This is a genomic window from Mesorhizobium sp. WSM4807, assembly GCF_055811615.1.
Genome location: NZ_JBVVQY010000018.1, coordinates 99,303 through 112,863, shown reverse-complemented (window position 1 = coordinate 112,863; position 13,561 = coordinate 99,303). Strand labels below are relative to the sequence as shown.

The following is a 13,561-nucleotide window of genomic DNA, read 5'->3' as shown; positions in this document are numbered from 1 at the left end:
CGAAGCAGCCCGACTGTTCAATCGCGCAAGATCATGCGGTCGCCGCGCACGTCGAAACCGGACAGTGAGCCGATGAAATTCATGCCGAGCAGGCTCTGGCCGAGCATGCCGGGCGCGGCGATCATCACCGGCATGTCCTTGCGCACGATCCCGCCGATCGCCAATTCGTCGGTTCTGACGGCGGCGGCGCGCGCCATGCCGTTGGCGGTGGAAACCGGTATGGTGAAATTGAGAACGGCTGGATTGAACCCGGCCGCTTGCGCGTCCTGCGCGGTCAGCACGGTGCTGGTTGCGCCGGTATCGACCACGGCCCGGACCGGCGTGCCGTTGACCATGATGCGCGCTTCGAAATGGCCATTGCCGGCCTTGTCCAGGGTCACCGTGGCATGGCCGTCCTCAAGGCCCAATGCCAGCGGACTGCCGGGAACAAGGCCCGCCGTTACCCGGCTGGCGAAATCCTGCAATTCATAACGGTATTGGTAGCCGGCGATCAGTGCGAGCACGATGACGGCCCAGGTGCCCAGATTGCGGGCCATCGTGCCCAAGGGTCTGCCTGATCTGAGCAGGCCGGCGCCGATGAGCGCGACCAATGCGCCAAGCCAGATCAGCCGGCTAAAATCGTAATTCTCGACGCCGAATGTGCTGCCGGCGGAATCGTTGAGCATGAGCAGGGCCACACCTACCCCGATCAGGATCATCAAAACCCAGAAAAACCGGTTCATATGTGGCTCACGAGAGAGCGTCGCGTTCGCGCGCGAGGCGGGTTCGGCGGGTTTCCCGGCGCGGTCTGCGTTCAACTGTTTCCAGCCGGGCCGGCAGCTCGGCCATCACGTTGCGGCGGATTTCAGGGGTCATCTCGATCCAGGCGCCGATTTCCTCGCGCGTGCGGCCGCAACCGAAGCAGAAGCCGGTTTTCATGTCGATCGAACAGACCAGGATGCATGGGGATTCGATGGCCGTCATGATATTCTCTCAGGGTTCCGTCAGGAATCCCTTGTCTCGTCTCCACATGGTGCAACGGCAAGGCCAATGCAAGCCCTCCGGAATGCGCCGCCGACAACCGCTTTCGCGTCAATGCAGGCAGTTGTGCCGGCCGAGCAAGGCGGCTATGCCGCTCACCAACTCTGGAAACGATCACCAACGACATGACCAGCGCGCTGCCCTTCGACGATTTTCGCAATCTTCTGGCGACCCTGCCGCCGGCCGACACGGCGGCCGAAGCCCGCGTCCGTGCGCTGTTTGCCAAGGCCGACAAACCCACAGGTTCGCTCGGCCGCATCGAGGGCATCGCCGCGTGGCTCGCTGCCTGGAGCGGCCGTGCGCCGCCGGCAGTGAACCGGCCCCTGGTGGCGATCTTCGCCGGTAATCACGGCGTCGCTCGGCACGGCATTTCGCCACGGCCTGTCGCTGCCACGGCGAACGCCGTCGAGCTTTGCGCGGCCGGGGGTGCGGCGGTCAACCAGATCTGCATCGCCTATGAGCTCGGGCTGAAAGTGTTCGATCTAGCGCTGCACATTCCGACCGCCGACATCACTGAGGACGCAGCACTTGACGAGCGCGGCTGTGCCGCCACCATGGCCTTCGGCATGGAGGCGATCGCCGGCGGCACCGATCTGCTTTGCCTTGGCGACCTCGGCGTCGGCAATTCCACCGTTGCAGCGACTTTGTTTGCCGCACTGTTTGGTGGCAAGGGCGCCGATTGGGTCGGATCCGGATCGGGCGCCGATGCATCGATGCGGGCGCGCAAGGCGGAAGTGGTCGATGCCGCGCTAGCCTTCCACGGCACAAGTCTCAGGAATCCGCTGGAAGCGTTGCGCCGGGTTGGCGGCCGTGAATTCGCGGCGATCGCCGGCGCCATCCTCGCCGCCCGGATGCAGAAGATTCCCGTCCTGCTCGATGGGCTAGTTGCGACTGCCGCCGCCGCGACGCTGCATGCCGCCAACCCCGCCGCGCTCGACCACTGCCTGCTTGCCAGTCTGTCGCCAGAGCCTGCGCATGCTCGGGCCGCCGAGCGGCTCGGCTTGCGCCCGCTGCTTGATCTCGGCGTGAGCCACGGCGAGGGGGCAGGGGCGGCACTTGCGGCGGGCCTGGTCAAAGCCGCTGCGCTCACCAGCTCGGGCATGGCGGCGGCGGTTCATTAAAGCGCGTCGCGTTCGACCCGCCTCATGCGACGCGCTTTAGGTTGTTTTTACGCATGTCGTTATCGCAAAACCGCTGCACACTTTTGCGCGACATGCATTAAGCGTCTATCGCCGGCGCGCAGCAACGGCTTTGGTCGGCAGCGCCGGCAATTCCTCCATCACCCGGCTCAACGGGAAGATGGCGATCGCCTCGGTGCCTTCGCGCAGTTTGGAATGGAGTTCGAACTCGCCGCCATGCATGGCGAGCAGGCTTTGGACGATCGGCAGGCCGAGCCCGGTGCCTTGTTCGGCGCTCTTGATGGCAATCGAGCCCTGGCCGAAGGCGGACAGCACGACCGGAATCTCGTCTTCCGGTATGCCAGGCCCGTTGTCCTTGACGGAGAGGTATTGGCCGCCGCCCGCCGTCCAGCCGACGCGCACGCGGATCTCGCCGCCAGTTCCGGTGAACTTGATGGCGTTCGACAAAAGATTGAGCGCGATCTGTCGCACCGCGCGTTCGTCGGCGAACAGGCGCGGCAACGCGTTTTCGAAATCCTGGACGATCCGGATATCCTTGTTGCGCGCCTTCAGCTCCATCATGTGACAGCAATCCTCGACGACGGATAGCAGCATCATCGGCTCTTCATTGAGCTGGTATCGGCCGGCTTCGATGCGCGACAGGTCAAGGATTTCGTTGATCAGGTCGAGCAGATGCTGGCCAGAGTCATGCACGTCACGAGCATAGTCGCGATAGGTCGGGTTGCTCATCGGGCCGAGCACCTCGTTCGCCATCACCTCGGAGAAACCGAGAATGGCGTTGAGCGGCGTCCGCAATTCGTGGCTCATCGAGGCCAAAAACCGCGACTTTGCCAGATTGGCGTCCTCCGCCCGTCGCCGCGCTTCGTCCGACATCGATTTCGCGGTGTCCAATTCGGCGATCAGCGCATCCTTTTCGGAGCGGAACGAGAGCAACATCAAGGACGAGCGGTTGAGCTGGCGCGCCACATAGGCGAAGAAGGGCAGCGAGACGATCAGCAACCCGGCCATGATCAGTTCGACCGGCATCCACTGCCTGGCGCCGGTATAGGCATAGGCGGCCACCGGAACGGCGAAGGTCGCCAGCAACGCACCGCGCAGCGATGACGCCGTAATCGCGGTCGCCGCCATGGCAAGCAGCAGCACCACCGCCTTGATCAGCTGAAACTGATCGACCTGGCAAGCATCGCAACCGAGCCAGGCGAACCAGGCCCAGCCCAGGCCGCAAAGGAAATGGCCTATCAGGAATTCACCGTGCGTTTGCAGCGGGTTGAGTTCGGCAGCTTCCGTTCGGTCGACGCGCCTCGCCATGAACACGACGATCGTGTAGCAGATGAGTGTAAAAAGGGCCCAGACGCCAATTTCCTTACCGACGCCAGCAAACAGACCGGTCGCGGCGGTCGCCAGGACGAGAAGCGGAACTATGATCGCGCCGCCTATCATCGCACCGGCGTGGAGTTTCAACAGCTCGCGGTCGAAATCAGGATTTCCGGCCTGCTGCGAAAGACGGTCGCGCGTCTTGCGCACCGCGCGCGCCACATCGCTGTTGCGATGGGGTTTCCGGCGGTCCACAATAAACTTGTCCGCTGTGGTCGAGCGTTGCGAGGGCATGGAGACTTCAATTTATGCGGGCAGCGGTTTCAAATTGTTAAGCTACGTTCGAATGATTAACCAACGGTTTGCCATATGAACCGATCGTGGTCGCGGCGACCGCGACAGCGATACGTCCCGCCGCGGCCGCGAAGCCTTTGGCGCCGGCTGGTGGACTACGCACTGGCCGTGCTTGTCCTCGGTCTGCTGATCCTTCTGGCGGCGCGGCTTGATCGGATCGAGACCCGCAAGACCGAGGGTGCCGCCGTCGTCAATGACGGCGATACGATCACGCTCGGTATCGAGCGCATCCGTATGCGCGGCATTGACGCGCCGGAATATTCGCAGGTCTGCCGCAAGGACGGCGCCGGCTATCCCTGCGGCAAGCTGGCGCGGCAGTCGCTGGTGCGTCTGATATCAGGCAAACCCGTCTCCTGCACCGGCTGGCAGCGCGATCGCTACGGCCGGCTGCTTGGCGACTGCGACGCCGGCGGCAAGGATCTCAACCGCGCCCAGGTCGAGGCCGGCTGGGCAGTTGCCTATGGCGATTTCGAAACCGAAGAAGCCGTTGCCCGCTCCGGCAAGGCCGGCATCTGGGCCGGCACTTTCGACGAGCCGCACGATTGGCGCGAGAGCCACGATCACGAAGTGGCCGAAAGGAAGCACGGCACTTTGGCTTCGATCGGCGATGCCTTGCGAGAAATTTTTCGCTTCCGGTGATGGTCAACCCTATAGTTGTTGCAACAGACCTGTACAGAGCGACGTGCGTTCATTCGGACGCACAAGGCATGCGCTGGGATTCTTGATTCGCATCGTGCTTTCCGGAAATCGATTCCGGTTTTCGGGCCGATCCGATAGGAGGAATGGAATGAAACTCTTCGACGGCGGCCGGGCGCCCAATCCACGGCGGGTTCGCGTCTTCCTTGCCGAAAAGGGGCTTGAGGTTCCTCTGGTGCCTGTCGACATGGGCGCGCTGGAGCACAGAAAGCCGCCGGTCAGTTCGCGCAACCCGCTGCAGCGCCTGCCGGTGCTCGAACTCGACGACGGCACCGTCATCACCGAATCCGTCGCCATCTGCCGCTATTTTGAGGAACTGCATCCGGAACCGGCTTTGTTCGGCCGCGGCGCGCTCGGCAAAGCGCTGGTCGAGATGTGGCAAAGACGCATGGAGCTCAACTTGCTCGGTTGCGTCACTGCCGCGTTCCGGCACATCCATCCGGCGATGAAGGAATGGGAGAGTCCACAAATCCCCGAATGGGGCGAGGCCAATAAGCCGAAAGTCGTCGGATTCCTGAAACTCCTCGACGACGAGTTGGCGAACCGGGAGTTCGTCGCCGGCGACGCCTATTCGATCGCCGACATCACCGGGCTGATTGCCATCGACTTCATGAAGCCGGCGCGTATCAAGGTGCCGGAAGACTGTGCCAACGTGCTGCGCTGGCATCAGGCGATCTCCAGCCGGCCGAGCGCTGCCGCCTGAGAATGAGTTCCCGAGAATGAGCGAAGAGCTGGAAAACTTCGCGGCGAGGGTACGCGCCTGCCGTATCTGCGTCGAAAACCCGATCGGCCGCCCGTTGCCGCACGAGCCGCGCCCGGTGCTCAGGCCGTCGTCGAGCGCCCGCATACTGATTGCCAGCCAGGCGCCGGGCACCAAGGTGCATATGTCAGGCATGCCGTTCACCGACGCCTCCGGCTATCGGTTGCGGAACTGGCTGGGCGTCAGCAGCGAAGAATTCTACGACACGACAAAATTCGCAATCGTGCCGATGGGCTTTTGCTTTCCCGGCCAGGATGCCAAGGGCGGTGACCTGCCGCCGCGCCGCGAATGTGCACCGGCCTGGCGTGCGCCGCTGATGGCGCTGATGCCGCATATCGACCTGGTGCTGACGATCGGCAGCTATGCACAATCCTGGCACATGGGCGCCGCGCGCCGGTCCTCGCTGACGGAGACCGTGAAGGATTGGCGCACCATCTGGGATGTGCCCAGCAACCCGAAAGTGCTGCCGCTACCGCATCCGTCGTGGCGCAACACCGGCTGGCTGAAGCGCAATCCGTGGTTTGAAATGGATTTGCTGCCGTTTCTGAGATCGGAAATCCGCTATCGCCTCGGCTGAAGCGTAAGCAAGAAATCACTCGCTTTTGCGCCATCTGGCAGAATTTCTTTCTTGTGAATGGCCTAAATAAGAAGGACTATAGCCAATCTATTCCTAGTCTATCCCCGTGGGAGCACCGAAATGGACCGCCTTGACAGAAAAATCCTCCGCCTCTTGCAGGAGGACGCGACGCTTGCGGTCGCCGATGTCGCCAAGAAAGTCGGACTGTCGACCACGCCCTGCTGGCGCCGCATCCAAAAGCTCGAGGAGGAAGGCGTGATCAAGCGGCGCGTCGCCATCCTCGATCATGAAAAGGTCAATGTGCGCGTCACTGTGTTCGTGTCGATCCGCACCAATTCGCACAGCCATGAGTGGCTGCGGCGCTTTTCGGAGGTCATCCAGGAATTTCCGGAAGTGGTCGAGTTCTACCGCATGAGCGGTGACGTCGACTATCTCCTGCGCGTGGTAGTGCCCGATATCGCTGCTTACGACGCCTTCTACAAGCGGCTGATCGCCAAGATAGAGATCCGCGACGTCTCGTCGTCGTTTGCCATGGAGCAGATCAAGTACACCACCGAAATGCCGCTGGACTACATGGTTCTGGACAAGGAATCGGGCGCCAACGCTGCCTGAGGATTTATTGCTTAATTCTTCTTTTTGTTGAGAAAACGCCACGGCGAGTTTGCCGGCTGGGTGATGGTGTCCGGCACCACATCGACATCCACCACCTCCGCCTTGCGCACCGCGTAGCCCGATTGGATGACGCTGGCGCCGTCGAGGATGAAGAGCTGACTCTTCTCCATGCCCGGCTTCAATGCGCCGGTCACGGAGACCGGCTGGTAGGCCTCCGACATCCTGTAGGGGTGCGCGGGCGTGACGAGGACGATCTGATTTGGCGGCGGCGTCGGCATGTGACTGCATGCACCTGTCCAAGGTACCAGCAGGAACTGGTAGACGAGATCGCCCTCGCGATCGACCGGCAGCGCATACCCCGCCAATTGGACGGTCTTGTCCTGCAGATTGAGAGACAGCGTCTCGCCACGATCAGTTATTTTTGCCGCGATCATCGGCAATCCGACACTTTCGGCTGCGGGCTGGGTCGCCGGGCGCAGGTCCTTCCAGAATATGCGCGCGGTTTCGGCCGAAGCGGTGGCAATGGAGAGGCCCAGTGCCACAGCTAAGGCCGAGCCTGATTTGAGACGATTCATTGGCTTCATCCTTCGCCAGTCCGTGGCTGGATCGGGTAAACCCGTCGTGACGTATCGGCAACGGAGTGATCCACTTGTTATCGCAGAATGCAACTTCGAGTGCCATGCCCGTGGGGCTAGCCGGGGCAAACCGTCGTTGAGGCTGCCGCCCACAGTGAAGGGCGCGGCGGCACCGGCTCGGGGAGTTCGATCCGAAGAAAGGCGAGGAAATCGCCGAAAGCGTCTTGCCCAGCCGCCTCAGCGGCGCAGAATAACCCGACCAAGCGACGCCAGTAGACAGACCCTATCTTCGAATATCGCCTGAGCCTGGAGAAGTTCAATGCCGACCAGCCATGATCTCAACGGCTGATGAAATTCCTCAGCCGTGACGAATGGAGCGAATGTTTCGCGGAAGTGTTCGACGATCATTTCGGCCCGATCCTTGGCGACGGGGACATGGAATTCGAAGAACTCGCCGAGGTCCTCGGTGACGACAGAGTAATGAATCTTTGGGGCTGCGCCTTCGAGGATTTCCTGACCCAGGATTTCGAGGGCGAACCCAGCAACATCGTCGATGAGTATCTCAAGCGCAGAGGCTGGAAGGAAAATGCGCAAACGAGAGCCTATATGGGCGCGCTGCGTACCTCCGTCATGAGCTTGTATGAGGTGAGCGACGTCGTTCCGGGACAATCGCTTATGGCGCGCGATCTTCTCCGCGGTGGCGAGCCGATCGCAGTCAAAGAGGGCACCGCCACCAAGACGTTGAAGCAGTGGGACAAGATAGCGGTGAGAATCGTGCCCGTCCTCGGAAAGAATATCCTTACCGGCGGCATTCTTCCCTTCACCCGAGAGGCCACCGACTCCTTGCTCGATGGTCTGTTGGACGTGTTCGGCAAAAGGACCGCAAGAAAGCTGCCGGCCATGAGGGATGAAGACCTGCGGGCGGTGGCGTTCATGTTCACGCTCGTATGGGTGTTCGACGCCCTTGACAAGGTGATGGACATGCCGATGCTCCAAAATACCGAGGGCGACGAATTCATGATGTCCGCTTTCCCTTGGCCTCCGGCGTGATGCAGAAGGACATCGCCGCCCGGCTGAACGGCATAGCGGGCATGTCGCAGGAAGATGCACAATTCTGGAACTGGCTGGAATACACGCCGCAAGGCGAGGACAAACCCAAGGAGGCGGGTAAGCTCTCCCTGGATACCGTGATGGACAACGGTTTGCGTGTGTTGGGCAATGTCGAGTTGAAAGGCGGTTTCCTGTGTCTATCCGCCAATTCCGCCGAGCGGGCGGAAAAAGGGACGGCCCTGATCCAACGAGCCCTCGGCGATCTGGTCCGAACACCTCTTACCGAAATCCGCACCATACAGCAGATGATGGCCGAACGGCCAGCCAAGGATGGCAGGACGCCCTCATCGGAGATGCCGCCGGAACTCGCCGAACAGGTCGTTCACGAATACCTGGATCAACATTATAGGGAAACCCTCGATCAGCCGGTCCAAGTGCTCGGGGTAAGACACCGCGTCAGGCTGTCAAGACCCAAACTGGCCGGCAAAAGGTCGCCGAGTGGCTCAAATATTTGGAAAACCAGACTGCGAGGCAGCCTCACCGCGCCCATCCTATGGCCGTTTACAGTTTTGAGTGGATGTGGACGGAACTTGATGTTCACGACCTACGCCGCTAGCGTCTGGCTTCCTCAACGCTCCAGGCGCACCACATGCCGGCGCGAGCCGGCCGTGCCGATCTCGTGGAATCCGCGGGCCACGAACATGTCTCGAAAGCCCATGAAACGGTAACTCGGCGACGCCTGGTCGACCGGATAGGCCTCGATGGTCCTGGCGCCTTTGGCGAAGGCGTGATCGATGGCCGCGTCGAGCAGGGCGCTTGCCAGTCCACGGCCGCGCGACGCCCTCGGCACATAGAAGCAGACGACTGACCATACGCCCGCCTCCCTGTCGTCCTGCTCCCGCGACAGCTTGCGATAGGTCTCGCGTGGCGCCACGGAGCACCAGCCTACCATCTTGCCTTCGGCATGAGCGACAATGCCGACCGGCGTGCCGGCTTCGATGAGCGCCATCATGGCCCGTCTTCTCTCATCGTTGGACGCATGTTCGCGGTTTTCGAGGTGGCGCCAGGCCATGCACCAGCAGTATTTTGGTGCGCCAGGCTGCTCGAACAGGTTCTCGAAATCGGCGCGCGTCGATCGCGTCACCTCAGTAAAGCGGATTTGGCTCGGGTCAGCCTTTCCTGGCGAGCCGCTCAAGCGTTTTGGCATCGGAAAGTTCCCTTGCAGCGTCCTTGCCGATCCAGCGCGCCGTCTTGTCGGTCGAACCAGCCAGCTTCTGGGCCAGGGCAAGGGCAGCGCCGTGCAAATTCATCGATCGCTTGCCGATCGAACGAAGCGCCCAATTCACCGCCTTCTTCACAAAATTACGGCCATCGCCGGCATGCGCTTCGATGATCGGCAGGAAGTCGAGGAAGGTCGCCTCTGGTTCATTCTTCCGGTGGACCACCGACCAGGCCATCATGGCAAAAGCCGTGCGTCGAACGAATTCCCGTTCGTCGGCCGCGAACTCTTCTATCAGTTCCTTCCAGCAATCCGTATCGACAAAGAGATCGGAGACGCCGTCGACGATATCCCACGAGTCGAAGGTCGCCGCCCATTGTCTTGCATCCGCGACAGAGAACCGCTTCGGGTCGGCTGTCACTGAAGCGATGAACTGCGCTTCCATAATGCGCGACTCCCATAGTTCGAAGGCACGCTCATGGTTGCGCTTGATTTTCTTGGCAATCTGCCGCTGCACGCCATGCGAGATGCCGAGCGCACGTTCGATCTTGATGCCGTAGCGCAGCATGCCAAGGCGGTTCTCCTGCGAGCCGATCGAGCGCAGATGGGCGAGAATCTCCTCGGCGCTGGATTGGGGCGACAGCTCGGCCAAGACAAAACCTACTTTTCCAATCGCGCCAGCAGCGAGGACGTGTCCCAGCGTTTGCCGCCCATCCCCTGCACATCCTTGTAGAATTGGTCGACAAGTGCCGTCACCGGCAGCTTGGCGCCGTTGCGGTCGGCCTCCGCCAGGCAGATGCCGAGATCCTTGCGCATCCAGTCGACAGCGAAGCCGAAATCATACTTGCCGGCATTCATCGTCTTGTGGCGGTTCTCCATCTGCCATGAGCCAGCCGCTCCCTTGGAGATCACCTCGATGACTTTGTCGATGTCGAGCCCGGCCTTCTTGCCGAAATGGATGCCCTCGGCCAGCCCTTGGACAAGACCGGCGATGCAGATCTGGTTGATCATCTTGGTGAGCTGGCCCGAGCCGGCCGGACCCATCAGCCCGACCATGCGGGCATAAGCATCGATGACGGGCTTTGCTTTGTCGAAGGCTTTCTGTTCGCCGCCGACCATGACGGTCAGCACGCCGTTTTCGGCGCCTGCCTGACCGCCGGAGACCGGTGCGTCGAGGAACGAGAAACCGCGTACTTGCGCCTTCTCAGCCAGTTCGCGCGCGACTTCAGCCGAGGCCGTGGTGTTGTCGATGAAGATGGCTCCTTTCTTCATCGACTGGAACGCACCCTCGGCTCCAATCGTCACCGCGCGCAGGTCGTCATCATTGCCAACACAGGAAAAGACAAAGTCCTTGCCGTCGGCCGCCTCAGCCGGCGTGTTGGCAACACTGCCGCCATGCTGGGCAACCCATTGCTCGGCCTTTGCCTTGGTGCGGTTATAGACGGTGACGTCGTGGCCGCCCTTGTTACTGAGATGTCCGGCCATTGGATAGCCCATGACGCCAAGACCGAGAAATGCCACCGATGCCATGTTTTCGAATCCCTTCAAGCCTGTTTTCCGGCCTTCTTAGCGGATCAGGCAAAGCTATGGGAGTCAGCGGTGCAGATGTATGGTAATGCGCCGTTCTATCCATTCGACCGCGTGGCGGAGTACCTCGACAATGATCAGATAGATGATCGCCGCCCAGATATAGGACTGGAAGTCGAAAGTGCGCGAATAGGTGAGCTTCGTAATGCCCATCAGATCATAGACGGTGATGAGGGCCACGATGGCGGAGCCTTTGATCATCAGGATGATCTCGTTGCCATAGGGACGCAGCGCCACGATCAGCGCTTGTGGCAGGATGATCTTGCGCAGTGTTTGCAATTTGTGCAGGCCAAGCGAGGCAGCGCCTTCCCACTGACCTCTGGGGACGCTCTCGATAGCGCCGCGCAGGATCTCAGCCTGATAGGCTGCTGTATTGAGGGTGAACGAGAAAATGGCGCAGTACCAGGCTTCACGAAAAAAGCCCCACAGGCCGACAGCTTCAAGTGCCGGTCGAAACGAACCCACTCCATAGTAGATAAGAAAGACTTGGGTCAAAAGCGGTGTGCCGCGAAAGAAGTAGACATAAGCGTAGGCAACGCTGGACAGGATCCGGTTCCTGGACATCCGTGCGTAGGCGACAGGAACTGAAAGGACGGCTCCCAACACGATCGACACGGCGACAAGCGTGAGCGTCACGCCAAGGCCAGAGATGTAGCCCGGAGCGTATTTTTGGAAGAGTTCGGAATTCCAAGCCTCGACCAAGTATACAATCATGCCGATGCCGAGCACGATCCAGAGGCCGACCAACGCATATCCCAATACACGTTGCCGGGACCAGCCGCGCGGGATTGCTGGCGGTTTTTCGACCTTGGTCGCCACGTCGGCTGCTGCCGCGCTCATCGTTGCACCTGTTGTCGGCCAACCCTGCGTTCAATGGCATTGATGCCGAAGGACGAGATGATGGCGAGGAGCAGATAGATAAGAGCAGCGACCCCAAAAAACAGAAATGCGTGCTTGGTCACGCGGGCCGCGACGCCCGCTTGCCGCAGTATGTCGGCAAGACCGATGGCGGATACCAGCGCTGTATCCTTGAGCAGGATGAGCCACAGATTGGCAAGACCCGGCAGGGCAATACGGATAAGCTGCGGCAGCACCACCAGTCGCATCGTCTGCCCACCAGACAGGCCAACCGAATAGCCGCCCTCATACTGTCCCTTCGGGATGGCGCGGAATGCCGAGAGGAAGACCTCGCTGGCGTAGGACGAGAAGACGACGCCGAGCGCGATCATGCCGGAAACAAATGCGTTCACTTCGACCGCGGCGGCCGGGTCATACAGGCGCATCAACTGCTGGATGCCGATTTGCGCGCCGTAAAAGATCATGAACAGGGTCAGCAGTTCGGGCAATCCACGAAAGATCGTGGTGTAGATATTGCCGGCCAGCCGCAGCGACGGCTCGTTGGATTGCTTGGCCAGTGCAACCAGAAAGCCGATCACCAGACCGACAGGCAGGGTCGCGGCTGCAAGCGAAACGGTGATGAAAACACCATAGGCGATGTCGTCGAGCCAGCCTTCGGGTCCCCAACTGAGCAGCGTCCAAACGCTTTGCATCCGCCTGCCTGTTCTCCTCTATGGCTTTTTTTGAGAGCGCCGCGTCACCTCTCCCACGCCGCTCCTTGCGCAAACGGCGGGATGTCCCGCCGTTCGCTGTCAATCCGGAAGGATTAGGACTCGCCGCCGTAGACGTCGTACTTGAAGTACTTGTCGTTGATTTCCTTGTACTTTCCGTTGGCGCGGATGGCGTCGATCGCCTTATTGAACTGATTGACCAGCTCAGTCTCGCCCTTGCGTACGGCGATGCCGGCGCCCGGACCATGGATCTCGATGTCAGGCCTGATCGCACCGATCAGCTTGCAGCAGGCGCCCTCCGGCGTGGCAAGCCAGCCTTCGAGAACAGTGATATCGTCGTTGACCGCATCAACGCGGCCATTGGCGAGATCGAGCTGGTATTCCTGCGCGGTCGGGTAAGGCTTGATCGTGCTGTCGGTATAGGTTGCGGTCGAATAGTTGAAATGCGTGGTCGAACCCTGCACGCCAACGGTCTTGCCGGCCAGGTCCTCCTTGGTCACGCCCTTGATGTCGCTGTCCTTGGGCGCGACGATCGCCGGTGGCGTGTTGTAGTATTTGTGGGTGAAGTCGACCTTCTCGGCACGCTCCGGCGTGATCGACATCGAGGCGACGATGGCATCGAACTTGCCAGCCTGAAGCGCCGGGATAATGCCGTCCCAATCCTGCGCGACGAATGTGCACTTCACCTTCATCTCGTCGCAGAGTGCCTTGGCGATGTCGATGTCGAAGCCCACGAGTTGGCCGTCGGCGGTCAGGTTATTGAACGGAGGGTAAGCGCCTTCGGTGCCGATCCTCAAAGTCTTTTCCTGAGCCTGGGCAACGCCCAGCGTCAGCAGCGCGGCCGATGCGGCGAGCGCTATACGCAATGCAATACGCATGATGGTCCTCTCTGTATGTCCCGGCCGTCGTTCCAAACGGCTCTGTGGGCGGTGCTTTTGACCGCCCGCTGGCGCGATACTCCCACTCTTTCCCCAAAAAAAGCAACTGCAAAAACCGTTACTTCCGGGATTTGCATTCGTGGATAATGATGACGTTGGGGCAGGCATAATAGCGGCGAAAAAGGGCGGTCGGATGCTCTTTCGCAAATGCC

Annotated in this window: 17 protein-coding genes; 7 read left to right on the top strand and 10 right to left on the bottom strand. The window is 60.9% G+C overall.

The window, feature by feature from the left end; all coding sequences use genetic code 11:
• Positions 1–17: 17 nt before the first annotated feature.
• Complete coding sequence (locus AC0L3N_RS22550) at positions 18–722, bottom strand: TIGR02281 family clan AA aspartic protease (protein WP_123151315.1); 705 nt, start codon at positions 720–722, stop codon at positions 18–20.
• A 7-nt stretch (positions 723–729) separates the two neighbouring features.
• Positions 730–963 (bottom strand): DUF1289 domain-containing protein, encoded by a 234-nt coding sequence (locus tag AC0L3N_RS22545; RefSeq protein WP_123151316.1) that lies wholly within the window; start codon positions 961–963, stop codon positions 730–732.
• Between the two features lie 182 nt (positions 964–1,145).
• Between AC0L3N_RS22545 and AC0L3N_RS22540 the strand changes: the two genes are divergently transcribed.
• Positions 1,146–2,141, top strand: a complete 996-nt coding sequence (locus AC0L3N_RS22540) for a nicotinate-nucleotide--dimethylbenzimidazole phosphoribosyltransferase (protein WP_473549574.1) — start codon at positions 1,146–1,148, stop codon at positions 2,139–2,141.
• 105 nt (positions 2,142–2,246) lie between these two features.
• Here AC0L3N_RS22540 and AC0L3N_RS22535 read toward each other — a convergent pair whose 3' ends face one another.
• Positions 2,247–3,767, bottom strand: coding sequence for a sensor histidine kinase (locus AC0L3N_RS22535; protein ID WP_473526703.1), 1,521 nt, complete (start codon positions 3,765–3,767; stop codon positions 2,247–2,249).
• A gap of 75 nt (positions 3,768–3,842) precedes the next feature.
• Between AC0L3N_RS22535 and AC0L3N_RS22530 the strand changes: the two genes are divergently transcribed.
• From AC0L3N_RS22530 to AC0L3N_RS22515, 4 genes are all read left to right on the top strand, one after another.
• Positions 3,843–4,466 (top strand): thermonuclease family protein, encoded by a 624-nt coding sequence (locus tag AC0L3N_RS22530; protein ID WP_473549573.1) that lies wholly within the window; start codon positions 3,843–3,845, stop codon positions 4,464–4,466.
• Positions 4,467–4,614: 148 nt separating this feature from the next.
• Positions 4,615–5,226, top strand: coding sequence for a glutathione S-transferase (locus AC0L3N_RS22525; protein WP_473549572.1), 612 nt, complete (start codon positions 4,615–4,617; stop codon positions 5,224–5,226).
• A 16-nt stretch (positions 5,227–5,242) separates the two neighbouring features.
• Positions 5,243–5,860, top strand: a complete 618-nt coding sequence (locus AC0L3N_RS22520) for a uracil-DNA glycosylase family protein (protein WP_473549571.1) — start codon at positions 5,243–5,245, stop codon at positions 5,858–5,860.
• Between the two features lie 120 nt (positions 5,861–5,980).
• Positions 5,981–6,472, top strand: a complete 492-nt coding sequence (locus tag AC0L3N_RS22515) for an Lrp/AsnC family transcriptional regulator (RefSeq protein WP_006333679.1) — start codon at positions 5,981–5,983, stop codon at positions 6,470–6,472.
• Between the two features lie 11 nt (positions 6,473–6,483).
• Here the strand turns inward: AC0L3N_RS22515 and AC0L3N_RS22510 are convergent, their stop codons facing one another.
• On the bottom strand, positions 6,484–7,047 hold the full coding sequence (locus tag AC0L3N_RS22510; RefSeq protein ID WP_473549570.1) for a DUF3299 domain-containing protein: 564 nt from the start codon (positions 7,045–7,047) through the stop codon (positions 6,484–6,486).
• A 348-nt stretch (positions 7,048–7,395) separates the two neighbouring features.
• On the opposite strand from AC0L3N_RS22510, the gene AC0L3N_RS22505 reads away from it, so the two are divergent.
• Positions 7,396–8,097, top strand: a complete 702-nt coding sequence (locus tag AC0L3N_RS22505) for a DUF7986 domain-containing protein (RefSeq protein ID WP_473549569.1) — start codon at positions 7,396–7,398, stop codon at positions 8,095–8,097.
• Positions 8,097–8,825 (top strand): hypothetical protein, encoded by a 729-nt coding sequence (locus AC0L3N_RS22500; protein WP_473549568.1) that lies wholly within the window; start codon positions 8,097–8,099, stop codon positions 8,823–8,825. The genes AC0L3N_RS22505 and AC0L3N_RS22500 overlap by 1 nt, the downstream gene beginning before the upstream one ends.
• Here AC0L3N_RS22500 and AC0L3N_RS22495 read toward each other — a convergent pair.
• From AC0L3N_RS22495 to AC0L3N_RS22470, 6 genes are all read right to left on the bottom strand, one after another.
• Complete coding sequence (locus AC0L3N_RS22495; RefSeq protein WP_473549567.1) at positions 8,726–9,304, bottom strand: GNAT family N-acetyltransferase; 579 nt, start codon at positions 9,302–9,304, stop codon at positions 8,726–8,728. The two genes, AC0L3N_RS22500 and AC0L3N_RS22495, sit on opposite strands and share 100 nt — an antisense overlap.
• The gene (locus tag AC0L3N_RS22490; RefSeq protein WP_473549566.1) at positions 9,267–9,968 is read right to left on the bottom strand and encodes a DNA alkylation repair protein; all 702 of its coding nucleotides are present in this window, start codon (positions 9,966–9,968) and stop codon (positions 9,267–9,269) included. Before AC0L3N_RS22490 ends, AC0L3N_RS22495 begins: the two co-directional genes overlap by 38 nt.
• Before the next feature lie 8 nt (positions 9,969–9,976).
• On the bottom strand, positions 9,977–10,846 hold the full coding sequence (locus AC0L3N_RS22485) for an NAD(P)-dependent oxidoreductase (RefSeq protein WP_473549594.1): 870 nt from the start codon (positions 10,844–10,846) through the stop codon (positions 9,977–9,979).
• A 63-nt stretch (positions 10,847–10,909) separates the two neighbouring features.
• Positions 10,910–11,743, bottom strand: a complete 834-nt coding sequence (locus AC0L3N_RS22480; protein ID WP_123151325.1) for an ABC transporter permease — start codon at positions 11,741–11,743, stop codon at positions 10,910–10,912.
• Positions 11,740–12,453, bottom strand: coding sequence for an ABC transporter permease (locus AC0L3N_RS22475; protein ID WP_473549565.1), 714 nt, complete (start codon positions 12,451–12,453; stop codon positions 11,740–11,742). Before AC0L3N_RS22475 ends, AC0L3N_RS22480 begins: the two co-directional genes overlap by 4 nt.
• A gap of 113 nt (positions 12,454–12,566) precedes the next feature.
• A complete protein-coding gene (locus AC0L3N_RS22470) occupies positions 12,567–13,349 on the bottom strand; it encodes an ABC transporter substrate-binding protein (protein ID WP_473549564.1) in 783 nt (260 codons plus the stop codon).
• Between the last annotated feature and the right edge of the window lie 212 nt (positions 13,350–13,561).